This window comes from Parageobacillus sp. KH3-4, assembly GCF_022846435.1.
GTDB lineage: Bacteria > Bacillota > Bacilli > Bacillales > Anoxybacillaceae > Parageobacillus > Parageobacillus thermoglucosidasius_A.
The window spans coordinates 1561643-1586590 of record NZ_AP025627.1 but is presented as its reverse complement, the minus strand read 5'-3'; the positions used below and the strand labels follow the sequence as shown (position 1 = coordinate 1586590).

18 protein-coding genes, 1 other RNA gene and 1 pseudogene are annotated in these 24948 nt (G+C 45.3%); all 20 read right to left on the bottom strand.

Annotation, left to right across the window (positions count from 1 at the left end; all coding sequences use genetic code 11):
• Positions 1–62 precede the first annotated feature (62 nt).
• Positions 63–2003: an ATP-dependent DNA helicase gene (locus MWM02_RS08250; protein ID WP_064551739.1), complete on the bottom strand. Its 1941-nt coding sequence runs from the start codon at positions 2001–2003 to the stop codon at positions 63–65.
• Between the two features lie 396 nt (positions 2004–2399).
• Positions 2400–2570: a hypothetical protein gene (locus tag MWM02_RS08245; protein WP_198401577.1), complete on the bottom strand. Its 171-nt coding sequence runs from the start codon at positions 2568–2570 to the stop codon at positions 2400–2402.
• A gap of 207 nt (positions 2571–2777) precedes the next feature.
• The gene (locus tag MWM02_RS08240) at positions 2778–3914 is read right to left on the bottom strand and encodes a THUMP domain-containing class I SAM-dependent RNA methyltransferase (protein WP_244403434.1); all 1137 of its coding nucleotides are present in this window, start codon (positions 3912–3914) and stop codon (positions 2778–2780) included.
• A gap of 119 nt (positions 3915–4033) precedes the next feature.
• Positions 4034–5759, bottom strand: a pseudogene (locus tag MWM02_RS19450) (putative bifunctional diguanylate cyclase/phosphodiesterase).
• Positions 5760–5908: 149 nt separating this feature from the next.
• An RNA gene (rnpB, locus tag MWM02_RS08225) (RNase P RNA component class B) lies at positions 5909–6307 on the bottom strand.
• Positions 6308–6424: 117 nt separating this feature from the next.
• Positions 6425–6721: a cell division regulator GpsB gene (gpsB, locus tag MWM02_RS08220; RefSeq protein WP_003250052.1), complete on the bottom strand. Its 297-nt coding sequence runs from the start codon at positions 6719–6721 to the stop codon at positions 6425–6427.
• A gap of 228 nt (positions 6722–6949) precedes the next feature.
• Positions 6950–7183, bottom strand: coding sequence for a spore coat protein (locus MWM02_RS08215; RefSeq protein WP_244403433.1), 234 nt, complete (start codon positions 7181–7183; stop codon positions 6950–6952).
• A gap of 349 nt (positions 7184–7532) precedes the next feature.
• Positions 7533–8798, bottom strand: a complete 1266-nt coding sequence (locus MWM02_RS08210) for a ribonuclease H-like domain-containing protein (RefSeq protein ID WP_244403432.1) — start codon at positions 8796–8798, stop codon at positions 7533–7535.
• Between the two features lie 13 nt (positions 8799–8811).
• Positions 8812–11073, bottom strand: coding sequence for a DEAD/DEAH box helicase (locus tag MWM02_RS08205; RefSeq protein ID WP_244403431.1), 2262 nt, complete (start codon positions 11071–11073; stop codon positions 8812–8814).
• A 95-nt stretch (positions 11074–11168) separates the two neighbouring features.
• A complete protein-coding gene (locus MWM02_RS08200; RefSeq protein ID WP_064551734.1) occupies positions 11169–11954 on the bottom strand; it encodes an IclR family transcriptional regulator in 786 nt (261 codons plus the stop codon).
• A 98-nt stretch (positions 11955–12052) separates the two neighbouring features.
• Positions 12053–12832: a fumarylacetoacetate hydrolase family protein gene (locus MWM02_RS08195; RefSeq protein WP_244403430.1), complete on the bottom strand. Its 780-nt coding sequence runs from the start codon at positions 12830–12832 to the stop codon at positions 12053–12055.
• 13 nt (positions 12833–12845) lie between these two features.
• On the bottom strand, positions 12846–14054 hold the full coding sequence (locus MWM02_RS08190) for an NAD(P)-dependent malic enzyme (RefSeq protein ID WP_244403429.1): 1209 nt from the start codon (positions 14052–14054) through the stop codon (positions 12846–12848).
• 180 nt (positions 14055–14234) lie between these two features.
• Entirely contained in the window at positions 14235–16418 is a 2184-nt protein-coding gene (locus MWM02_RS08185) for a malate synthase G (protein ID WP_064551731.1), read from the bottom strand.
• A gap of 103 nt (positions 16419–16521) precedes the next feature.
• Positions 16522–17979 carry an FAD-linked oxidase C-terminal domain-containing protein gene (locus MWM02_RS08180; RefSeq protein ID WP_244403428.1) on the bottom strand — a complete coding sequence of 486 codons (1458 nt, stop codon included), beginning with the start codon at positions 17977–17979 and terminating at the stop codon, positions 16522–16524.
• Positions 17976–19334 carry a (Fe-S)-binding protein gene (locus MWM02_RS08175; protein WP_244403427.1) on the bottom strand — a complete coding sequence of 453 codons (1359 nt, stop codon included), beginning with the start codon at positions 19332–19334 and terminating at the stop codon, positions 17976–17978. The genes MWM02_RS08180 and MWM02_RS08175 overlap by 4 nt, the downstream gene beginning before the upstream one ends.
• Before the next feature lies 1 nt (position 19335).
• Positions 19336–20664 (bottom strand): FAD-binding oxidoreductase, encoded by a 1329-nt coding sequence (locus MWM02_RS08170; RefSeq protein ID WP_064551728.1) that lies wholly within the window; start codon positions 20662–20664, stop codon positions 19336–19338.
• A gap of 384 nt (positions 20665–21048) precedes the next feature.
• Positions 21049–21684 carry a Bax inhibitor-1/YccA family protein gene (locus MWM02_RS08165; protein ID WP_198401576.1) on the bottom strand — a complete coding sequence of 212 codons (636 nt, stop codon included), beginning with the start codon at positions 21682–21684 and terminating at the stop codon, positions 21049–21051.
• Positions 21685–21871: 187 nt separating this feature from the next.
• Entirely contained in the window at positions 21872–22795 is a 924-nt protein-coding gene (cysK, locus tag MWM02_RS08160) for a cysteine synthase A (protein ID WP_064551726.1), read from the bottom strand.
• Between the two features lie 70 nt (positions 22796–22865).
• Positions 22866–24275, bottom strand: a complete 1410-nt coding sequence (locus tag MWM02_RS08155) for a sensor histidine kinase (RefSeq protein WP_064551725.1) — start codon at positions 24273–24275, stop codon at positions 22866–22868.
• Complete coding sequence (locus MWM02_RS08150) at positions 24276–24947, bottom strand: response regulator transcription factor (protein WP_198401575.1); 672 nt, start codon at positions 24945–24947, stop codon at positions 24276–24278.
• Between the last annotated feature and the right edge of the window lies 1 nt (position 24948).

Here is a 24948-nt window from a genome sequence, read left to right as displayed (position 1 = left end):
ATAATATTTCCATGATCAAGAGCGGATTTCCTCTTTTTTGCGATAAAAAAGAAGGGAAGAAATTATTCTTCCCTCACTTTTGTCGGCAGTACCTCCTTAATTGCTTCGATCACTCGCTTGTCCTCATCATCTGTCACAAAAATCGATACGATGCCGCGGTCTTCATGCGTGCGGATCAAGCGGCCCACTCCTTGGCGGAGCCTTAATAACATATACGGCACATCGACACCCCAAAACGGGTCGTCATACGCCTTTCGCTTCGCCTGAAATACCGGATCATTCGGCGGATATGGAAGCGACCAAATAATGACGTTCGATAGCGACGGGCCCGGAATATCCAACCCTTCCCATAAATGTTCCGAGCATAATATCGTTTCTTCATTTGCTTGGAATGTCGCGACGAGTTCACTAATTTCTTTGTCCCCTTCAAACAAAAAGGTGAATTGTTTCTCGCCGCTCGCTAGTTCTTTAAATTGCTGCAACTCTTGTCTTGACGGGAACAAAATAAGCGCTCGTCCTTCTGTTTCGCGAATTTTGCGCAACGCATACTCATATTTTTGTGAAAATAAGTTTTCATCATTCGCAAACGTCGGCATAAAAATCGTCATTTGGTTGTCGTAATCAAACGGCGATTCTACGCTAAACGATAAATACTCATCAATTCCAAGGCTTTCTGCAATATATTGAAACGATTTGCGGTTTGATAGTGTGGCAGAGGAAAAAATAAATGGAATGCGCTTGCTAAACACTTTTTCTCGTAATACTTCCTGCACGGTGCGCGGCATAACAACAAGGGTCGTTTCCTGACGGGACGACTCCAGCCATGTAATGGCATCGGCGTTATTCATAAATAAATCCAGCGAGTATTCAATTTGATCTAAATATTCATCGACAATGTTTAATTGATAATGGTCAATCGTATACGTTTCACTTTCAAACACAAGCTCATTGCCAATCTCAACAATTTTCGCATGCAATTGTTTGGCGAGGCGAAGCAATTTCGGCGAAAATGAAATTTCTTGGCGGTTCGAACCGGCCACTTCTTTGGAACATGTTTTCAGCTCATCAAAAAATCGTACGCTTACTTGCAACGTTTCTTCGATCAAATAAGCAAGCTCTTCGCGGATATCGTTTTCCAACAGCCGCGTCAGCAGCGTTTCCAGCGTCGTTTCTTTCATCCGGTAGGTTAACGCTTTTTGCGCCGCAAACTCTAGTAAATGCCCTTCATCAAAGACGACGCAGCTTGCCTCTGGCAAAAGTGGGAGCTGCCCTTCGCGTTTACGCGCTTCATACGTCCAAACATGTTCCATGTAAAAGTCGTGCGAACAGACGATTAAATCAGTCGCTTTCCGGTAATATTCCCGCGATAATGTTTGCCCGCAGCGATGGCGCTTTTCGCACGTAAAGCAGTCTTGGAACGGGTCCCACGCGATTTTTTGCCATTGTTCATCGCTTAAATGGGCGTATTCTTTGCGATCGCCATAATGATAGAACGCTTGCAGCGGCTTATTATCATGAACAAATGCCGGAAGCTCGTCGTAAATTTGTTCGTAAAGCTCGATATCTTTGTCATCATACATGACGATTTCATCGAGTTTATTTAAACATAAATATTGATCTGGGGATTTCGCTAAACGGACGTCAATCTGCAAACCTAGCACATTCGATAATTTCGCAATATCTCCTTCTTTTTTTACAAGCTGTTCAATGAGCGTTTCGTCAGCACAGGCAATAATGGCAGGCTTCCCGGTATAACGGGCGTAGCAAATCGCATAAAGCAAATAAACGATCGTTTTTCCGGTGCCGACTCCCGCTTCCGCAAACATTACTTTTTTCTCTCGAAATGCGCGTTCAAGCTGAAACGCCATATATATTTGTTCATCGCGCAGCTCAAACCCTGCTTCTGGCAAAATGTCGTAAAAGACATCGCCAATCCATTCTCCTAGTTTATCAAAAAAATTTTCGTTTTTTTCTAACGTAAAAGGATAGCGCTCACGGCTCATCGTCCAAAAACCCTCCAAAAATATAAGAAATATAATACAACTTTTTCTTCTGTCCAATCCGTTCAATGCAACTTGCTGTTTCGTTTTTTACAAGATTTTTCGACTGTCGGAGGCAAGTCGACGGCTGGCCTTTGTCACACATCAGTGCGGCAAAGGCCAGCCAATTCTGTGCCGGACACAATTTAACGGTTGCTTGCCCGATCACCGACAGCCGAAACAACGGCTCACCAACTTATTGTTCCGCAAAAACCATAATTTTCAACAGCGCATATCGTTTTTTCTCTGCGCACCAACGATCTTGTGAAAAAGTCTAACAAGATATTATTATGATTGATCGTGCAACAGAAGTCAATAAATAAGAAATGAGCCGAGCGCAAACCTTCAACCGCTTTTACTTTATGCTTTCAGAGAACTAGATATGCGGTACGCAAATGCCTGCTTCCACATCTTTTTCGCCGCTTCGATTTGTTTTAAATGCTCATCTTCAACGTTTTGCTGCACTAAAAATTCATACGCATTGTCGAGCGCTTCAGAAATTTTGATCCAGTCAATGGAAGAATGTCTCATCGCATATCCCCTTCTTGCTAAAATGATTCATTCATAATATCCGTATTATATGCAGAAAGGGATTTTCTCATTCTCCTAGATGACAATATTACAATTCGATCAAATCCATGTAAAATCCTGCTCCAAGTCCAGCGAACTTGGAGCCATGGAAAAACAAAAAAATTGCTTTTTGCCGATTTCTCTTTTTATATTCTGGATCTTCCTCCATCAGCATTCTTTCGGCGGCCGCGGCCCCCAAAACTGATAATAATGCGTTTCGATAAATCCGTTAAACAGTTTGCGCCGTTTCGTCGCTTTTTTACCGTAATATTTCTCAAACTGTTTATGCGCAGTCAAAATGTACACCGACCATGTATCCAACTTGGAAAACGTTTTTCCCATTTCCTTATACATGATTTCGACTTCTTTACGTTCTCCGAGACGTTCCCCGTACGGCGGGTTCCCGACAATCACACCGTATTGTTTTTTCGAAACGAAATCTTTCACTTGCATTTGCTTGAACGTAATGAAATCGCCCAGCCCCGCCTCCAACGCGTTTGCTTTGGCAATCTCGATCATGCGGTGATTAATGTCAAAACCTGAAATATCAAGAGGTTGATCGTAATTAGCAAGGTCCTCTGCTTCCTCTCTCGCTCGTTCCCATACTTTTTCGCCAATCCATCCCCATTGTTCAGAAGCAAAGTCACGGTTAAATCCCGGCGCGATGTTTTGACCGATCAGCGCCGCCTCGATTGGAATTGTTCCTGACCCGCAGAACGGGTCGACAAATGGGCGGTTAGGCGTCCAATTCGTTAGTTGTACAAGCGCTGCCGCCAACGTTTCCTTTAATGGCGCCTCCCCTTGGGCAATGCGGTAGCCGCGCTTATGCAACCCTGCGCCGCTCGTGTCGATCGTTAATGTCGCAATATCTTTATGCAAAGCTACTTCAATACGATAAAGCGGCCCTGTTTCAGCGAACCACGAAACATGGTAATGTTTTTTCAAACTTTCCACCACCGCTTTTTTCACGATCGCCTGACAGTCGGAAACGCTAAAAAGCTTTGATTTGACCGATTTTCCGACAACAGGAAAATTCGCGTTTATTGGCAAGTAATCAGCCCATGGCAGCGCTTTTGTCTGCTCAAACAGCTCTTCAAACGTCGTCGCTTTAAATTCCCCGACTTTTAGTTTCACGCGGTCTGCGGTCCGCAGCCATAAATTAGCGCGGCAAATCGCCAGCTCATCGCCTTGAAACGTTACTTTGCCGTTTTCGACTTGGCATTCATAGCCGAGACGCCGCACCTCATCGGCAACGATCGCTTCCACTCCCATCGCCGCCGTAGCGATTAACGTAATCGACCCCATGATATTCCTCCCTAATTTTTATTACTGCAAGACATCCGATAAAAGTTATCAAAATATTCCTTTTAAAAATAATTCTGTTTTAAACTTCCATCATCAGTCATTATCCATGTTCCATAATCTTAAATGCAATGATCAACGCGAAAATGGTTCCACATATCTAAAAATTCATGTAACTCGCCAATGGACAGCGGATTGGACACATAATACCCTTGGACAAAATCACAATGTTGCTTTTCCAGTATTTGATACTGCTTCTCTGTTTCCACGCCTTCCGCTACCACTTGGATTTGCAGGCTGTGCGCCATCATAATAATCGCCTTAACAATAGCCAAGTCTTCTTGGTATTGAGATAATTGTTTGATAAAACTTTGATCGATTTTCAATACATCAATTGGGAAACGATGCAAATAGCTTAATGAGGAAAATCCCGTTCCAAAATCATCGATCGCAATGCTGATTCCCATTGTTTTTAACGTGGTAAGCCTTGACACCGACTGTGCAGCATGGGGCATGACGGCGCTTTCCGTCAATTCCAGTTCGAGCGAACGCGGATTCACGTTTACTGATTCTATCGTTTTTTGCAATTTCTCCAAAAAATCGATTTGTTGAAAATAGATGGGGGAAATATTTATGCTCATTTTCACATAAGGAAAATGCAATTGCAATTGTTTCAAATGTTCACATGCTTGCATCATAATCCAATCGCTAATCGGCGCAATTAAACCCGACTCTTCGGCAAGCGGAATAAATTTTCCTGGAGAAATAACCCCTTTTTCTCGATGATTCCATCGGATCAGCGCCTCTACCGCGCGAATTTGTTTTGTTCTCATGTCTACTTGCGGCTGAAAGTAAAGCTCAAACTCTCCCCGGTCAAATGCTTTCCTTAATGCGGTTTCCAGTTGAAACAACTGTCTGCCATTGCTGTTCATTCCGTCATGATACAAGGCAAACTGGTTTCTTCCGTTCTTTTTTGCTTGGTACATTGCTCGATCCGCCATGCGTATCAATGTTTCTTTGTCTGTTCCGTCATATGGATAAACACTGATTCCAATGCTAGTCGATATATACACTTCTTGATGGTTAAAGTAAAACGGTCTTTTTGAATGATTCAATGATGTTTTCCGCCATATATACCGCTTCGCGAATATGCTTTAAGTTTGGCAAAATAATGACGAATTCGTCCCCGCCAAATCTCGCGATCGTATCTTGTTTTCGTAGCATGCCTTTAAGCCGTTGTGCCGTTTCTTTCAATAACATATCTCCCATTCGATGTCCTAACGTATCGTTAATGTTTTTGAAACGATCCAAATCTAAAAATAATAACGCAAATGACTGATTATGTTTTTTGGACATTCGAATAATGCTTTCCAATCGTTTTTCGAGCAAATAGCGGTTCGGCACGTTTGTTAATGGATCGTAAAGCGCCAGTTTTGTCAATTGCTCCATATTTCGTTTATGTTCGGTAATGTCAGAAAAAATCGCCACATAATTTGTCACATTCCCTGTTTGGTCCTTTACTACGCTAATTGTCAGCCATTCCAGATACAATTCCCCATCTTTCCGCTTATTCCATATTTCCCCTTTCCACACTCCATATTGTTTGATGTCATTCCACATTTTTTCATAAAATTGTTTATCATGCATCCCTGATTGCAAAATGCGCGGATTTTTGCCAATGACTTCATCCGCGCTGTATCCGGTAACGATTTCAAACGTCGGATTGACGAATAAAATTTTATTTTGTGCGTCTGTCACCATCATGCTTTCGCTGGAATATTCGAGAATGTTTTTGGCAATTCCAGCAAATGTATGTACATCGATTAGCTTTTGATAATGATCATGCACTTCCATCCCTCTCCCTTTTATCACTACTGGGCAATATAAAACATATTCATATTGTGATTATAGCGATTTTTACATGGTATATGAAAGCAAAATAAAAAGCCCTCCTTTCACAAGGAGAGCTTTTACGAAATATCCAGACGTTAATAATGTTCTATAAGCCATGTTCTGTACCTTCGTACTGCAAGCGGCTTGTCGCCTCGTACTCCGGCGGTAATCATCTATCTACAGATGGAAAAATTCCATCTGTCCTTCCCTCCGTTCATTTCCTTCGGGAAGGTGCCCCTACCATCATTTGGGTTTCTCGCTCGTGGGGTTTACCGCGTTCCACCTCTAAGGTTTCCCTTAGAGCTGCGTCACTGTGGCACTTTCAGGGTAATCGAACCATATCCCGCAACGGGACTTAGGTTCTTTCCCCGCCGTCAGCCCAGCGTTGCGCCAGACTGCCCTAGCTTATGGTTTCGCTAGGCACGAACACTACGGGCATCTCAGCACCGTGCGAGCATGGACTTTCCTCTACGGCAATGCTGCCGCAGCGATTACCCGAACATTATTAACGTCCTGTGCATATTGTAGTATAGTTTATTTTTTGAGTGATTTCAATAGCAAAATTTCTATCTATATGTATTCATCAACACACGCTGCTTTGCATTGGCACGCATAAAAAATTAATCGTATAATTTGTTGCCAAACACATGTTTTTCTAAATTGGATAGCCGCCGCAAAATATCATAATTTGTCGTTCCTGCTTGTGCCGACGGCCGTTTTTGCAGCTCTTCCACTTGCCGCTTCAGACGAGCGTTTTCTTGTTGCAACTGCTCAATTTCTTGTTGAAATGTTTCATAATCTTTAATAATAATGTCCAAAAATTGATCAACTTCGTCTTGATTGTACCCCCGCATGCTCACTTTAAATTCTTTTTCTAAAATATCTTTTGGTGTTAATTTAATACGACCGGCTAACATCACTTTCACCTCAATTTCACATTCCGCTATTGTCTTTACTTTATTTTTTCAGAAATCCAACCGATTGTCAATTTGCGCTTCACTGATTCGCGCTTCTTCTATAATAGCTTGTAAATCGAAAAACGTAATGGGAAAAATGGCGCAATTTTCTTTCTGCATTTTATAACATATATCCAAGTTCTTTGCTAAAAAACAGGAACCGCCTCGACGGTTCCTGTTTCGCCACGGTTAATACCCCCATGGAAACGGACCAGGACCTCCGCAATACAATTGCTGGTTCGCTACTTGGTTGACAACTGACTCCGTATGCGGGAAATAATGCTGATGTTGGAAAAGATGATGGTTGACATGTGTCGTATGAGATGGATGAATGTGCGGTACGACCGTTGCTTGGAAATGATGCTGCACACAGCATTTCGGTGGATGAACAATCGGCCCCACTACATGTGGTACGCAATGCATATCCCATTCTCCTTTCTTTTCATAAGCTTATGTTTTACAATACCAGCCTATGATGAAAGGAGCGGACATGTACTAGGGTAAATACCCATTTTTCCATATTCGTCTATAACGAGCTGCTAAATTACGTCAAGTTGGTAAAAACAACAAACGTTAAACATATGATGATAAAAAACAAGTAAAAAATTTTTTTGTACATGCTCCGCATCGTTTTCTCCCCGCCATCGTTTTTGTTTTTTACCTATCCCGAAGCAATTGTACATATTTTTTATCTTTTCTACAATATTCGCAATAAAAAAATAAAATTTTTTATTTTCTGTCGCATTTTGCGCTTTCCACGGAAATATTTTTTTTAACGATTCAATTTCCGCTGAAGGCGCTCTATACGCTTGATCAATTCCATCTCTTGCGCATCATCCCGTTGCTTGTAGGAGCGGGACAACGCTTTCCAACGTTCATATACGCTGACGGCGTAACGATGCGCCGCATGGACATCACGGAAATGATGTTCATACGCTTTCGCCAATTCAACCCCGGCTTTTATTTTCCACGTATCATTGCCATGCTGCCATAATTGTTCCCAAATGTTTACGGCATCTTTATACCGTTTTTCTTTTTTATATAACAGTGAGAGCTGCCATTTGGCCTGCCAAGCTTCTTTTGTTTCTTTTTCGATCACACGCTCGTACACGCTTTTCGCGGCAGCCGTTTCCCCCAATGTCTCGAACCAGCGGGCTGTTTCCAACTGTTCCAACGCGTCTTTTAGCTGCGGTGCTTCTAGCAGCTGTCTCGATAAATGAATATAGAGGCAAATTAATGATAAAACATCGAGTTCATTATGGCGAAGCACCGGAAAAATCCGGTCAGGATGCGGCGTCGATAAAAAGTCCATGTACATCATTGGCGCCAAAAAGCCAGGAACATCTTCTCCGCGCTCGATTTGCAATATTTCTTTTTCGACATTGGAAAGGCGAACGGACTCCAATCTTTGCTTCCATATTCTCTTTGCTGCATGATATAAATCAAAATGGCCGAATGCCGGCAATTTCGGGACGGCATCGCGAATGAGCGTATGGCGCGTCTTGACTTTCGGCCAGTCAAACGCTTTTCCGTTATATGTGACAAGCGTCGTATAGTCGACTTCCGACAAAAAACTTTGATACAACGCCACTTCCGCCCCCGGGTGCGGCAAAAAATGCTGGCGGACGACAACCCGGTCGGCGTATACGCGGGCGTGGCCAAGCAAAAAAATGAAATGGCCCGTTCCGCTGCTAAGCCCGGTCGTTTCCGTATCAAAGAAAAATAAATCGCTCACTTCATGCTCTTTGCTTGACAACGGATGCGCAAAAGAAGCTTCTTGCCAACGTTCATGAATATGATGAAGCTCTCCGAGTCGATACCGTCCATGCTGATAATCTAACGGATATACTACTTCGCGAATCAAACAATAATCTCCATCAAAGAAGAACGGCTGCACATTTTTTCGCCGCCACTCATCAAGAAATGGAACCTCCTTTTCTCGTTGCTCCTCAAAGAGCATGCTAGGCCGTTCTTCCTGAACGGAAGCCCGGGAGGCCAGCTGCTCCTTCCATCTTGCTAATTTTTGCTTCATTGACATCGTGTTCATCCCTTCAATCGCTTGCTAACAGTTTATGCAAAAAGGCAATGACGTTTTTTTTCACAGAATGATTGCCCGCTTCGATTACCCCGATGCAAGAAGGGCAGCCGTTTTCACACGGACAGCGTTCGATAAAATGTTTCACTGCTTCCATAATTTCATCATACCGTTCGAAAACCGCTTCCGACAAACCAATGCCGCCCGGATAACGATCATACAAAAAAATCGTCGGCATTCCAGAATGAGGTGCTTTCATTTGCGGCACAACATGAATATCGGTGCGGTCGCACATAACAAACATCGGTACGAGATGACGAAGCATATTGGAAATTCCAACAAGCGCTTGTTCCACGACCGGCGCGTCCATTTGCGCCAGCTTTTCGCCGAGTTCGATCCATGTCGCCGTCGTATGCAGCTCCTCTTCCGGCAAACGGATCGGCCCCGAACCAATGTTTTCAAATGTGGACAATTTAATTTTTTTAAAAATGGTCGCCATCGCACGAACAGAAACGTCGCCGTAGTGCAAGCTCAGCTGCGGTTTTTGTTCGCAGCGATCTTCTTCCAATACATGAAGCTGCACAGCTAAATTGGCATCCGTAAAATATTCTACGTTCACTTCGCGGACATACGCTTTTTTTTCTTCCCAATCGAGTTTTTCCACTTGATATTGCACACCCTCATGAAGGTAAATCGCCTCTTCGTGCAATAGCGTCATTGCGCTGAACCGGTCCATCTCGCCGATGACGCGGTGATTGCCGGTTTCGGAAATATCGATAATGACGACATTTTCTTGGGATGCGGAACGCAAGCTAATGTCATGCGCCGGAAATGCATCGCTCATCCAATACCATTTGCCGGCACGGTGATGCAATACTTTTTGCTCTGTTAAAAATTCAAGCACTTCGTCTACTTCCACGCCGCCAAACTTCTCGCCGCGGCGAAACGGAAGTTCATATGCAGCACATTTCAAATGGTCGACGAGAATAAGGATATTGTCGGGATTAATCCGCGCCGTTTCCGGAGAGCGCTGAAAAAAATACTCCGGATGTTGTACGATATATTGGTCAATCGGATTGGAACTCGCCACCATAATGACAAGGGAATCGCCGTGGCGTCGGCCGGCTCTCCCTGCCTGCTGCCAAGTGCTTGCGACCGTTCCAGGATACCCTGTCATAATACATACTTGCAATTGGCCAATATCGACGCCGAGCTCCAGCGCGTTTGTGCTAACGACCCCGATAATTTCCCCGCTGCGCAGCCCTTTTTCGATTTCCCGTCTTTCTTTTGGCAAATAACCGCCGCGATAGCCACGAATCGTTTTTCGACCTAATTGATCTTTTATCAGCTCTTGAAGATGGCTTAAAATCAGTTCGACACGAACGCGGCTGCGGGCAAATACAATCGTTTGAATGCCGTTTTCCAAAAACTGTTTTGCCAACCTGTTCACTTCGGCCGCAGCGCTTTTGCGAATATTAAGAGATGGATGAACAACCGGTGGATTGTAAAAAACAAAATGTTTTCTCCCCCGCGGCGCCCCATTGTTATCAATCAGCGTCATTTCTTCGCCTGTTAAACGTTCTGCAAATTCTTTGCAATTGGAAAGAGTCGCAGAGGTGCAAATAAAAGTTGGGCGGCTTCCGTAAAACTCGCAAATGCGCTTCAAGCGGCGGATGACGTTCGCCACATGGCTTCCGAACACGCCGCGATATGTGTGAAGTTCATCGATGACGACATATCGCAAATTCTCGAATAATGCCACCCATTTCGTATGGTGCGGCAAAATCGCAGAATGCAGCATATCCGGATTCGTCATGACGATATGGCCGGCTTTGCGGATTTTTTGGCGAATGTTTGGTGGGGTATCGCCATCATATGTATAACTATGAATCGGCACGCCCATTTCCTCAATGATTTCATGCAGCTCGCTTTTTTGATCTTGCGCAAGCGCTTTTGTCGGAAATAAGTAAAGCGCTCGGGTATGTTCATTTTCTGCGATCGCTTGCAGTACAGGCAAATTGTAACAAAGCGTTTTCCCAGAGGCAGTCGGAGTGACAGCGACGATATGCTTTCCGTTTCGCACCGCCTCAAAAGCAGACGCCTGATGCGTATAAAGGGAAGCGATCCCTCGTTTTTCAAGCGCTGTTCGCAAACGCAAATCAAGGTGTTCCGGCATCGGAACTGTATTCGCTTCTTGCGGCTCGATTTCGTGCCAATATACCACATTCGGATCATCGCGCAATTGTTCCACCAATTCGCGTAACGTTTTTTTCTTCATGATCGTTCACCTCAATGATTTCCTCTTTCTATTTTAATAATAATAGAGGTATTGCCAAGAAAAATCACGTTCTTTACATAAAAAGCTCGGCCGTTTTACTGCCGAGCATGATCTTTTTGCCTATATCCAAGTCTTTTCGATATTTGTCTGCCAATGTACCGAATGCGTTCCTGCAGTTTTTCTATCCGTTCGTCTGTCATGCGGATCGTCGGGCCGGAAATGCTGACCGCGGCAACGACGCTGCCGGTATAATCGAAAATAGGAACAGCGATACAGCGAATTCCGTACTCGTTTTCTTCTAAATCAAGCGCGTATCCCTTTTGTTTTACTTTCTCTAATTCTTTTAAAAACACATCGCGGTCTGTAATCGTAAAATCCGTATGCTTGGGCAATCCTTTTCTCTCGATGATCTCCAGCGCCACATTGACAGGCAAATGGGCAAGAATGGCTTTCCCGACCGCCGTGCAATGCATTGGCGCCCGTTTTCCTACCTTCGAATGCATGCGCAATGTTTCTGTTCCTTCCAATTTTTCGATATAAATGACTTCCCCTTGGTCATAGACGACAAGATGAATAACTTCGTTCGTTTCTTTCTCTAGCTGCTGCAAATACGGCTTCGCTTCTTTCCGCAAATCGATCGATTCGAGCAATTTGGAACTAATTTCCAAAAATTTATAACCAAGTTTATATCGCTCCGTTTCCTTATCTTGCTCGACATATCCGTATTGCACCAGCGTCGACAAAATGCGATAGACCGAACTTTTGTTGATATCCATTTGTTTCGCAATTTCCGTCACGCCTAATCCATCTTTTTGGGAACTGACAATATCGATAATATGTAATGCCCGGCTTACCGATTTCACTAAATTTTCTCTTTCCATTTTATTCACCTCGAAAAATTCCTTCGTTCATTGACATTATACACTTATCGCCGGGCATTTCCCATCCGGTTGGTCGCATGCATCTGTTCGCGGCGCCTTTAACATGTTTTCGCCCGCTCTTTGGCCGCCACGAACGTATTTCGCAGCGTTCCGATTTCGGCGATTTCGCATTCGATCACATCGCCGGCTCCCACTAGTTCGGCTCCTACCGGGCTTCCTGTCAAAATCACGTCTCCCGGTTTTAATGTCATCACATTCGTCAAATAAGAAATCATCTTGCCGATTGGGATAATCATCAATTCCGTCGGGCTGTTTTGCTTTTCGATCCCGTTTAGTCTAGCTTTCACGTAAACGGAAGACGGGTCAAGCTCCGTTTCGATGACAGGACCTAACGGAGTAAACGTATCGAACGATTTTCCAATCGTCCAATGTCCGTCTGGATGGAAAAATTGCGGTGCCGTCACATCGTTCGCCACCGTATAGCCGAAGACGTATTGCCATACATCCGATTCTGGGACGTTTTTCGCTTCTTTTCCGATAATAACGGCTAATTCCGATTCAAACTTTACTTTGTCCACCCCTGCCGGTATGACGATTTCTTCTTCCGGGCCAATGACCGACGAAGACGGTTTAAAGAAAAAGACCGGAATTTCCGGCAGCTTATTTGGCAATTGTTCCCTCTTTGCCACATAGTTGGCGCCGATGCCGATGATTTCGTTCGGAATGAGCGGAGCAAGCAAAGCGATTTCTTTGATATGAAAAGTATTTCCCGTATATTCCCAATTGGTGAATAAGTCGCCGGTAATTTCGCGAATTAGATCATCTGCTACAACGCCCATATGCGTTTTTCCGCCTGCAGCAAATCTAGCAAACTTCATCGCACTACCCCTTTCAAACGATGTTTTCCTTCTCCTCCGCAACAGTTGTTCTGGCGACTCCCGTTCGTATCGCCGCGCGCGCAACCGCGTCTGCCACCGCTTCCACAACACGCCTATCAAAAGGATTCGGGACGACATAATCGTTCGTTAATTCCTCCGGGCTGATCAAATCAGCAATCGCGTTGACAGCAGCGAATTTCATTTCTTCATTAATGTCAGACGCCCTCACTCGCAACGCTCCTTTAAAAATGCCCGGAAAAGCGAGCACATTGTTCACTTGGTTTGGAAGGTCGGATCTTCCCGTTGCCACAACTGCAGCCCCAGCAGCTTTCGCGTCGTCCGGCATAATTTCCGGAACAGGGTTAGCAAGCGCAAAAACGATGGCATTGTCGTTCATGGAACGAACCATTTCCGGCGTTAGCGCTCCGGCAACCGAAACCCCAATAAATATATCAGCTCCTTTAATCACGTCTTTTAAAGCCCCTTGCACGCAGTTTCGGTTCGTTAATTTTGCCAACGATTCTTTTATGTCATTCATTCCGTACGGGCGGCCTTCATAAATAGCCCCTTTCGAATCGCATAAAATGAGATCGCCTACCCCCATGTAAAGAAGCAGCTTCGTAATGGCGATTCCGGCAGCGCCGGCTCCATTGACAACTACTTTGCAATCGTTCAATCGCTTTTTCACTACCTTTAATGCATTGATCAACCCTGCAGCGGTGACAATCGCTGTACCGTGCTGATCATCATGAAATACCGGTATCGATAATTCTTGCTTTAGTCGTTCCTCAATCCAAAAGCAGTTTGGCGCAGCGATGTCTTCCAAATTAATTCCGCCAAACGTCGGCTCCAACAATTTCACTGTTTGAACAATTTGTTCCGGATCATTTGTATTAATGCAAAGCGGCACTGCATCAATGCCGGCAAACGCTTTAAATAAGGCGGCTTTTCCTTCCATGACAGGCATGGATGCACTTGCTCCAATATTCCCCAATCCCAGCACTGCAGATCCATCGGAAACAACCGCCACAAAATTTCCTTTCATCGTATAATCATAAATCGATTCTGGATTTGCATAAATCGCTTTGCATGGTTCCGCCACTCCCGGAGAATAGATGATGCTTAAATCTTCCGCATTTTGCACCGGAACTTTTACGTCTACACGCAATTTTCCTTTTGCATGCTGATGAACAAACAGCGATTTTTCCCGAAGGTTCCGCATCTTTTCCACCTAGCTACTAACTTTCTCATCGATTCTGCCGCCTTGTTGCTGCTTTTCATTCGGCAATGCTTGTATAGTAACTAGGATTCGCACCTCCTTTATTTTTGAATATTCAGAAAAATATTAGTGTCATTGATGAACAAGGACATCCATCTACAATGCCCTTGTTCACCCTGTTTTTTATCGCTGAACGGTTGCGTATTTTGCTTTCGCCTCTAAACGGCGGCGGTGCAAGATCGGTTCAGTGTATCCATTTGGCTGTTCATAACCTTTAAATATTAAGTCGCACGCCGCTTGGAATGCAACCGAATTGTCATAGTCAGGAGCCATTGGGCGATAGTTCGGATCACCGGCGTTTTGTTCGTCGACAACTTTTGCCATCCGTTTTAACGTTTCCAATACTTGTTCTTTCGTGCAAATGCCGTGATGGAGCCAGTTCGCAATATGCTGGCTGGAGATCCGCAATGTCGCGCGGTCTTCCATTAGACCGATATTATTAATATCAGGCACCTTCGAGCATCCGATTCCTTGGTCGATCCAGCGAACGACGTAGCCGAGTATGCCTTGGCAATTGTTATCAAGCTCTTCTTGAATTTCTTCCGGCGTCCATTGCGGGTTCACAGCAACTGGTATTTGTAAAATTTCATCGCGGTAATCTTTCCGTTCTTTTCGCAATTCCTCTTGCACTTCAGCGACGTTAATCTGATGGTAATGAAGCGCGTGAAGCGTCGCAGCTGTCGGCGAAGGTACCCAAGCCGTATTCGCGCCCGCTTTTAGTTGCCCGCCTTTTTGCTTTAGCATTTCCGCCATCATATCCGGCATCGCCCACATTCCTTTGCCGATTTGGGCGCGGCCTTGGAATCCAGCGGCCAAGCCAATGCTGACGTTCGATTTTTCATAGCCCTGCAGCCACGCTGATGTTTTCATATCATTTTTGCGAATCATCGGTCCAGCTTCCATCGACGTATGGATTTCATCGCCAGTCCGGTCTAAAAAGCCTGTATTAATGAAGACGATGCGGTCTTTCACCTGATAAATGCAGTTTTTCAAGTTCAACGTTGTGCGGCGTTCTTCGTCCATGACGCCGATTTTAATCGTGTTGCGTTTCAACCCAAGCATATCTTCGACGCGGTCGAACAGCTCGTTTGCGAAAGCGACTTCTTCAGAACCATGCATTTTCGGTTTTACGATATAAATCGAGCCTTTGCGTGAATTTGCGTAACGAGTGTTGCCAAGAAGCGAATGTTTCATAATTAAGCTTGTCACAACCGCATCCATGATTCCTTCATATACTTCTTCGCCGTTCGCATCCAAAATCGCATTGTTCGTCATCAAATGGCCAACGTTGCGGACGAACATAAGCGAACGGCCTGGCAATGTAAGTTCTTTGCCATCCGGTGTTTGATAAACACGATCTGGTTTAAGCTTGCGCGTAATCGTTTTTCCGCCTTTTGTGAACGTTGCCGTCAAATCTCCTTTGACAAGGCCGAGCAAATTGCGGTATACGAGCACCTTATCTTCCGCATCTACCGCCGCCACCGAATCTTCGCAGTCCATAATCGTCGTAACGGCCGCTTCTAAATAAACATCTTTTACACCTGCTTTATCCGTTTTTCCGACAGGGTGGTTGCGGTCAATTTGAATTTCAATGTGAAGACCGTTATTTTTTAGCAAAACCGCCGTCGGATTTTCCGGGCTTCCTTGGAAACCGACGAATTTTTCTTCCTCTTTTAGCGTTGTCGTATTGCCGCTTTCAACGGATACTACCAGTTTTCCGTCGACTACCGCATATTGAACGGCGTCCTTGTGCGAATATTCTTTCAACGGCACGGCTTGATCGAGAAACTCGCGCGCATAAGCGATCACTTTTGCCCCACGGACTGGATTATAAGAATCGCCGCGTTCCGCTCCGCCCTCTTCGCTGATTGCGTCCGTACCATATAAGGCATCATAAAGGCTGCCCCAGCGGGCATTCGCTGCATTCAGCGCATAACGGGCATTCGTGACCGGCACGACTAATTGCGGACCAGCTTGAATGGCAATTTCATCGTCTACTCCTTCGGTAGTGATCTCGAAATCCTCCACCTCTGGCTCTAAATAGCCGATATCCGTTAAAAACGCTTTATATTCTTCCATGTCAAAATTGCCGCGGTGCTCTTTATGCCATTGATTTAATTTTTCTTGAATTTCATCGCGGCGCGCAAGAAGCGCTTTGTTTCTCGGCGTTAAATCGGCAATCAGCGTTTCAAAGTCTTTCCAAAACTTTTCGCTGTTCACTTCACTTCCCGGAAGCACTTCATCGTTTATAAACTCATAAAACAGTTTTGCGACTTGGAGATTTCCTACTTTTACGTATTCTCCCATTTTCTCCTCTCCTCCATATGTTTTTGTTTCCTATTACGAAACGATGTTTTGTAATTGTTTAAAAAAATCATAGCATGGAGTGAAATATATTTCAACAATTTTCTTATAATGATTGCCTTTGTTTTTGCCCATGTTTTACCTCAACGCAGCGCCCCGGTGTCGGGAACAGTTTTCCCGCGTTCAATAAGTTTTTTGGATTAAACACATCGCGAATGTCAGTTTGCGCAGCGATTTCTTCGTCGCTGAAAATAAAGCGCATTTCTTCTTTTTTCTCAATGCCGACCCCGTGTTCCCCTGTAATCGACCCACCGACGGCTGCGCACGCTTGCAAACATTCACTTCCCGCGGCAAGCGCCTTTTCTGTTTCACCCGGTTTGCTCGCATCAAACAAAACGAGCGGATGAAGATTTCCATCGCCGGCGTGGAAAATGTTTGCGATGCGCAACCCATACTTTTTGCTAATTTGTTGAATGTTTTTTAGCACTTCCGGCAATTTGCTGCGCGGAATGACTCCGTCTTGCACTAAATAATCAGGAGAAATCGCGCCCATCGCGCCAAACCCCGTTTTTCGGTTTGCCCACCAGCGCGCCCGTTCTTCTTCTGTTTGCGCCACTTTCACTTCCCGGACATTCCGGTTGCGGCAAATGCGCAGAATCTCTTCGGTTTGCTCGGAAATCCCCGCGGAAATGCCGTCCACTTCGATTAAAAGAAGCGCCTCAATGTCCTTCGGATGCCCGACCGGAAAAGCGGCCGCTTCGACTCCTTCAATTGCCGTTTGGTCCATCATCTCTAATGCCGCCGGAACCATCCCCGCGGAGATGATATCGGAAACGGCCTGGCTCGCATCTTCCACACGGTCAAAATAAGCAAGCACCGTCTGTTTCGCTTCTGGATTTTTTAAAATTCGCACCGTAATTTTTGTAACAATCCCCAACGTTCCTTCTGAACCAGTCAACAATCCGATTAAATCATATCCCGGTGGGTCTGGAATGCCGTTTTTGCCGATTTCGATAATTTCCCCGTTTGGAAGCACGACTTCAAGCCCTAAAATATGGTTCGTCGTGACGCCATATTTCAGACAATGCGCGCCACCGGCGTTTTCCGCGACATTTCCGCCAATCGTGCAGCAATATTGACTCGATGGGTCGGGAGCGTAATAGTATCCTCTGTCGGAAATGGAGTTCGTCAGCTTTAAGTTGACAAACCCTGGCTCGACGACCGCGCGGCGGTTTTCTAAATCGACGCTAATGAGCCGTTTCATCCGGACTAAGCTGATGATCACTTCGCCGTTTAACGGAATCGCGCCACCGCTTAATCCCGTTCCCGCCCCGCGGGCAAGAAACGGCAAATCATGTTCATGACAATACTTCATAATCGCGGCAACTTCTTCCGTATTTTTCGGGAACACCACCGCTTTCGGCAAATGGCGGTGAACGGTAAATCCGTCGCAGTCATAAGCGACCAAATCTTCTTTTTTATACAAAATCGAGTTCTCCCCTCCGACAATGCGAGCTAGCGCCTGAATATGCGGGTCGTTTGTTTGTATCCTTTTTCTTCTCATATGCGTACCTCCTTTCCGTCTTCTTTTTGATACGCCCAGTCTAGCAGCTGTACGGTATGGACGACTTTTTGATTTCGGCCGTATTTCAAAACCCCCATCGCCATTTGCAGCATGCAGCCAGGGTTCCCCATGGAAATAAGCTCCACATCTTCCGGAACATTTTGCATTTTGCTTTCCAATATCTCGTTTGCCATTTCCGGATGGGTAAGGTTATAAATCCCCGCGCTTCCGCAGCAGCGGTCGGCGTTTGGCATCGAAACCATCTCCACCCCCGGAATGCTCGATAAAATCGCGCGCGGTTCTTGGCGGATTCCTTGGCCGTGTGCCAAATGGCAAGCGTCATGGTACGTAATGCGCATGTTTAATTCCGCTTTCGGTTTTTCATAGCCTGTATCGTGCAAATATTTTGAAATATCTTCCACTTTTTGCGAAAACTGCTCCGCTTTCTCGCGCCACTCCGGATCACCGCGGAACAATTCCGGATATTCTTTTAGCATGCAGCCGCAGCCCGCGGCGTTTACGATGACACGGTCGACATGTTGAAACGCTTTGATATTTTGTTTGGCAAGCTTCCGGCCTGTTTCGCGGTCTCCCGCGTGCACATGCAGCGCGCCGCAGCATGTTTGGTTTTGTGGAATGACGACATCGTTTCCGTTGCGTGTCAACACGCGAATCGTCGCCTCGTTAATATCGCTGAACACGACGTCCATGACGCATCCTGTCAAAAGCGCGACCGTATGTTTCGTTTCCCCTCTTGCTTTAATGACATTTATATGTTTGTATTTTTTTCGCACTGGCACTCCCACTTCCGGCAAAATTGCTTCCATCTTCACGAGATGCTCTGGCATGATGTGAAGCAGTTTCGTCTTGCGCGCGACCGCCCGCAGCCCGCTTTTTTGATATAATTTTAGCAAGCTGCCAAGCAGGTGGAGACGGGATGGATGCGGAAAAACTCCTTTTAAGAAGAAATCGTTTACAAAAGCTTTCCATCCTGTTAGCGGAATCGCCTGCCGGATTTGTCCTCGTACTTCTTCAATTAATCCCCCGACATCCACATCGGCAGGGCACGCCGTCGTGCACGCTCGACAATCCAAGCACATAAAAATCGGATCGATCAAATCTTCTGTAATCTCCAGCTTTCCTTCTCCCACCGATTTCATCAAATGCACGCGCCCGCGCGGCGAATGTTGTTCTTGCCCGGTTTGTTCGTATGTCGGGCACGATTCCAAACACATGCCGCAATGAACACAGTCAGCCCATTTGCTAGGATCGGGCGGATCGCTAAAGCGATAGTTGCCAAGACTAATCGTTGTACACGCAGGTCCGTTTTTTATTTCGCTTTCTCGCAAGCTCATTTTATATCCCTCCGATAAACCGTTGGTTGTTTAATATCCGGTTTGGGTCGATTTTTCGTTTAATTCCATCGAGCAGGAAAAAATACGATGGTTTTTCTCCCCACACATCGATGCGCTTCCGCAGTGAAAACGGCAAATGTTTCACAACGGCGTATCCGCCCAGTTGCGCTGCAGTTGCCCGCAACCGTTCAATCGCGGCAATGACTGGCTCGCTTTCTCCCTTGATATATACTTGGCATAAACCATGTCCTAACCCGCCGTGCGCCTCGATATGAACATGACAGCTCTCTTGCAATAAATCGCTTTCACGAATGATATGAAGAACGTCGAAATTCACGACGCCGATTTTTACCGCCGCTTCGATTGACCGTCCTAATGGATCAGGCGCTGCTCCGTTCGGGCCGATCGTATAAAACGTTTGCCAAAACGATTTTGCTTCTTCTTGTGATAAAATGCGGATTGTCGTATTAGGCGGCTGGAAGCGCTTCACAAATTCCTCTTGGTAATGCACAGCGCTTTCAACATCCTCAAACCCTATCGCTAACGTATAAGCATGCTGGCCGATGAGCCGTTCCGACAACGACGGGCTCAATAATTCGAAACAGACCGGTTCCATCATCGAATCAAGAAATTGGATAGCAAATGAACGGACTTCTTCTAAGTTCCCAGACGGAAATGATAGCAATACAAGGCTTTCGTATTTCGGAAGCGGGCGAAGTTTCAGCGTTATTTCCGATATTACTCCAAGCGTCCCCATCGCCCCGATAAATAATTTGTTCATATCATAGCCCGCGACATTTTTCACGACCTTCCCTCCGGAACGAATGACCGTCCCATCCGGGTATACGATGCGCAAACCAATGACGCTATCGCGCGCTGAACCGTATCCGAGGCGCTTGGGACCGCTGTCATTAGCGGAAATCACTCCGCCGATTGTTGCATATTGCGGCCACACAGGATCAAGTGCAACCTTTTGGCGATACTCCGCTAAATAATCTTGCAATTGTTGAAACACCGTCCCGGATTTCACCGTCACCGTCATATCCGCAGCCGCATGCTCGACGATGCCGCTATAGTTCGCCAAAGATAGCAAAATATCAGCACATTCCAGCTGCCCGCCAAATCCCCGCTTCGTCCCCCCGCCAACGATGCACACTCTTTTTCCATGGGTGTTCGCATAACGCAAAATGGTCGAAATTTCTTCTTCCGATTGTGGATACACCGTCACATGGCCGCTGTTGCCAAGCGGATGCGATCCGTGCTCTTCTATTTGTATTTGCTTTTCGGATAGCAACGCTGTTAACTCGTCTTTCCACTCCAAAGACAGCACGCCTTACACCTCCTGTTGTTTCGTAATAGGAAACACCGTTTCTTTTAATGGATAAAAATAAACGCACAAAATCATGAAACAACGAATAAAAGTTTTTGTGCGTGTTATTACTATTTTTATTATTATTAAACCATTTATTTTCGAATTTTTCAATGAATTTTTAATTTAGAATTTATTTATAATTCTCCCTTTTTACCGTCACATGGCATTGCTTTTCTAACGGCTGAATGACCGCGGACATATCCAAGCCGGATCATATGGAAGCTTAACGTTCCTCAATCCAATTTCTTTCATCATCGAAACGGCTTCATGAATATTTGTTTGCAATGAAAAAAAGACTGTTCCCTAAACAATAGAGGAAACAGTCTTTTGTATGGACATTCATCAATCTTCATCGCTGGCAAAAAAGCGCAAAATATAAATAAACAAATTAATAAAGTCAAGATAAATGTTGACAACAATCATCGGAATGTCCGCTTCCGCAAAACCATGACGGGCCAAACGGTTGATATCGTAAATCGTAAAGCCAAGGAAAATAAGAATCCCTAAGGCAGCGACCCCCATTTGACCGATGCTGGAAAACGGAATAAACCATTGAATAATCAAGAGACCGAGCAGCGCAAACGCTCCTAATGTCAAAAAGCCACCAAGAAACGAAAAATCTTCTTTCGTTTTCGCCGCATAAATGGCCACGCCGGAAAACGAAACGACCGCCAGCGCAAACGCCTTGAACACAGCTTCGGCACCAATAACCGCAACGTAATGGCCGATGAGCGGATATAGCGTAGCGCCGGATACGAGCATAAAGCTGTACATAAGCGGATAACTGACCGCTTTTTTGCTGCGGGCAAAGATCATCACAAGCAGCAAAACAATCTCCAGCACGGCGAGCGGCAAATGCAGCGCGATCGGAATCCACTGTCCGATATAAATCCCGCCTGTCGCTACCGCCAGCGCCGCCAAAAATGTAGCCGCCAATTTAGCAATGGGGCTAGATGAATATGTTGTCGAGTAATTCAACATGCATTCCCCCTTTTTTCCTTAGTTTATCACAATGAACCGTATCCGGTCATTAGCCGAATGGCATTTTCGCATAAAAGATGTCAAAAATTTGCGGTGATAATGAACATGTTTCATTTTAATGGAACAATGTCAAACGATCAATAAAAAAATAAAAGGCCCGCCTGTGCGAGCCTTTCCATTACTCTTACTCTGCAAATAAATCGGACGATAAATACCGTTCTCCCGAGTCCGGTGCCATGCAAAGAACACGAGCGTCTTTTGGAAGCTGTTTGGCAACTTCGATCGCATAATAGGCGCTGGCAGCGGAAGAAGCCCCCACAAGAATGCCTTCTTCTGCAGCAAGACGGCGCGCCATCATTTGCGCGTCTTCATCCTTAATCAGAAAAATATCGTCGTAAATATGGCGGTTTAAAATTTTCGGGATAAACCCCGGACCTGTACCCGGGATTTTATGTGGCCCTGGCTTTCCACCCGACAATACAGGGGAGCCATATGGCTCTACAACATAAATGCGCAAATTCGGGATATGCTTTTTCAATTCCTCTCCGGTGCCAGTCACCGTTCCACCAGTACCAGCAGTTAACACGAACGCATCGAGTTTGCCGTCGAACGCTTCTAGAATCTCGCAGGCCGTGCTATGGCGATGCGCATCCGGATTTGCCGGATTTTCAAACTGCATCGGGATGAAGCTGTCTGGAATTTGCGCGGCGAGCCGGTTCGCCTCGTCAATCGCCCCTTGCATCCGTTTTTCCGCCGGCGTTAAATGCACTTCCGCGCCGTACGCTTTCAAAATTTTTACGCGTTCGACTGTTGCGTTATCTGGCATCGTAATAATGCAGCGATAACCTTTGGCCGCACAAACCATCGCCAAGCCGATGCCGGTGTTTCCTGAAGTCGGTTCAATAATCGTGCTTTTCCCTGGAACAATCTTTCCTTCTTGTTCCGCGCGCCGAATCATTTCAAACGCCGCCCGGTCTTTTACACTTCCCCCCGGATTAAACGATTCTAACTTCATATATACGTCCGCGCCATGCGGATCAGGAATCCGGTTTAATTTGACTATTGGTGTATTGCCGATTAAGTCTAAAACAGAGTTGTATAGTTTCATCGCAAGTCCCCAACCTTTATTAAAATTATCCTTATCTGATTATAAGTCTTTTTTTATTTTCTTTCAATGATTACTGATCAGGGTATATCGGAAGCTGAATGACCACTTCCATTCCTTTTCCTTCTTCGCTAAAAAAGGAAATCGTGCCATCGTGCAGGGAAATAATCTGTTTGACAATCGCCAAACCTAATCCTGTACCACCTTCTTTTCTCGTACGTGCCTGATCCGCACGGAAAAATCGCTGCCCAAGAAACGCCAGCTTTTCTTTTGGAACTCCTTTTCCTGAATCACGAATGATAAGCTGACAGCTCATGGCATTTACTTTTCTTAATTGTATATTGATCTTTCCGGCAGTTGGGGTATAACGAACAGCATTATCTAAAAGGTTTTGCACAACTTGTTCAAGCCGGTCGGCGTCCCCTTCCAAAATAATATCGTGGTCTAACTCCACGGCAAGCGCAATTTGTTTTTTTCGTAAAAACGGTTCGTATTTTGCAACCGTATCTTCAATCACTTGCGCAAATACAAGCGGAACTTTTTGCAGCGGCACACTATTTCCTTCTAATTGGGCTAAATCAAGCAAATCACGGACAAGTCGCTCCATTCGGCCCGCTTCCCGATGAATCAGCTGCACATGCTTTCTTTGCTCTTCTTTTGTCTTCACCAATCCTTGCAATATCGCTTCACTATACCCTTTCACATAGCTTATCGGTGTCCGCAATTCGTGGGAAACGTTCGCTAAAAACTCGCGCTTGCGCATATCTTCTTCGGCAACTGCTTTCGCCATGACATTAAATGCTTTTGCCAGTTTGCCGACTTCATCGTTCGTCCGTACTGGAATTTGCGCTTCATAGTTTCCTTGTGACATATGGTAAGCAACTTCCTCCATCTCCTTCAGCGGACCTGTTATATGGCGAACAAGCTGCTTTCCAGCAAAGAGAAGAACAAAGACAAACAGCGCTGCGAGCGGAAGCCAAATCATCGCGACATCTTTCGTTAACTCTTGAATGCTTGCGAGCGGAATGTAAAGGTAAATAGCGCCTTGCAGGCGGTGACCATCTAATAGCGGGATAATCACTCCCATAATTTTGCGGTGGAATCGCTTTTCGTAGCCGATTTTCGTCACTGTTTCGCCGCGCAGCAGCTTTTCGCGATCTTTGCCGTTAATCAACGATTGATAGTCAATGTCAAACGGCAGGCAAGCGCTTAATTCGCGTGGATTATTCACTAACATCACTTCGGCGGTTGATTTTTCATCATACCATTCAATTTGCTTGTGGAACGTCTCGCTAACCGCACCGCCGTGATAATCGGCTGCCAGCAATTTTCCCTCTTGGAGCAGCGTCTGTTCTACTTTATCTACATACAATTTTTGGTAGAAATAATCTAACAAAAAAGAGGAAAACAATACGGTCAAAATAACGCCGAAGCTAATCATCAACCATATTTTTTGCTCTAATGTCAACGTGTTTCGCCGCATTCACGACACCTCAAATTTATATCCAATTCCCCACACTGTATGAATGAACTCGCTCGCCTGCTTTAGCTTCATGCGCAGCGTTTTAATATGGGTATCGACCGTTCGCGCATTTCCTGTATAATCATATCCCCATACTTTTGCGAGCAGCTCTTCGCGGCTAAACACTTGCCCGCGATGTTTTGCCAAAAATAAAAGCAAATCGAATTCCTTTAAAGTGAGAATGACCGGCTCCCCGTCTACCGTTACTTTTCTTCCTCTTTCATCAATCATAAGCGGGCCAAACGAAAGGCCGAGATTGCCGGCGTGATAAGCGCGGCGCATCACCGCTTCAATGCGGGCGGTTAATTCGCCTGGACTAAACGGCTTCACAATATAGTCGTCGCCGCCAAGCTTCAATCCTTTTATTTTATCCCATTCTTCTCCCCTTGCTGTTAAAAACAAAATAGGAACGTCCGATTGCTGGCGAATTCGCTCACACAAGGTAAAACCATCCATCTTCGGCATCATAATGTCAATTAAAACGGCATCTACTTTCGCGTCATCTAAAACTTTCAGCGCCCTGTCGCCATCTTCGGCTTCCAAACAAGAAAAACCAGCGTTTTCTAAATACATTCTGACTAAAAACCGCATATCTTCCTCATCATCCACAATTAACACCGTTCTCTTTTCCACC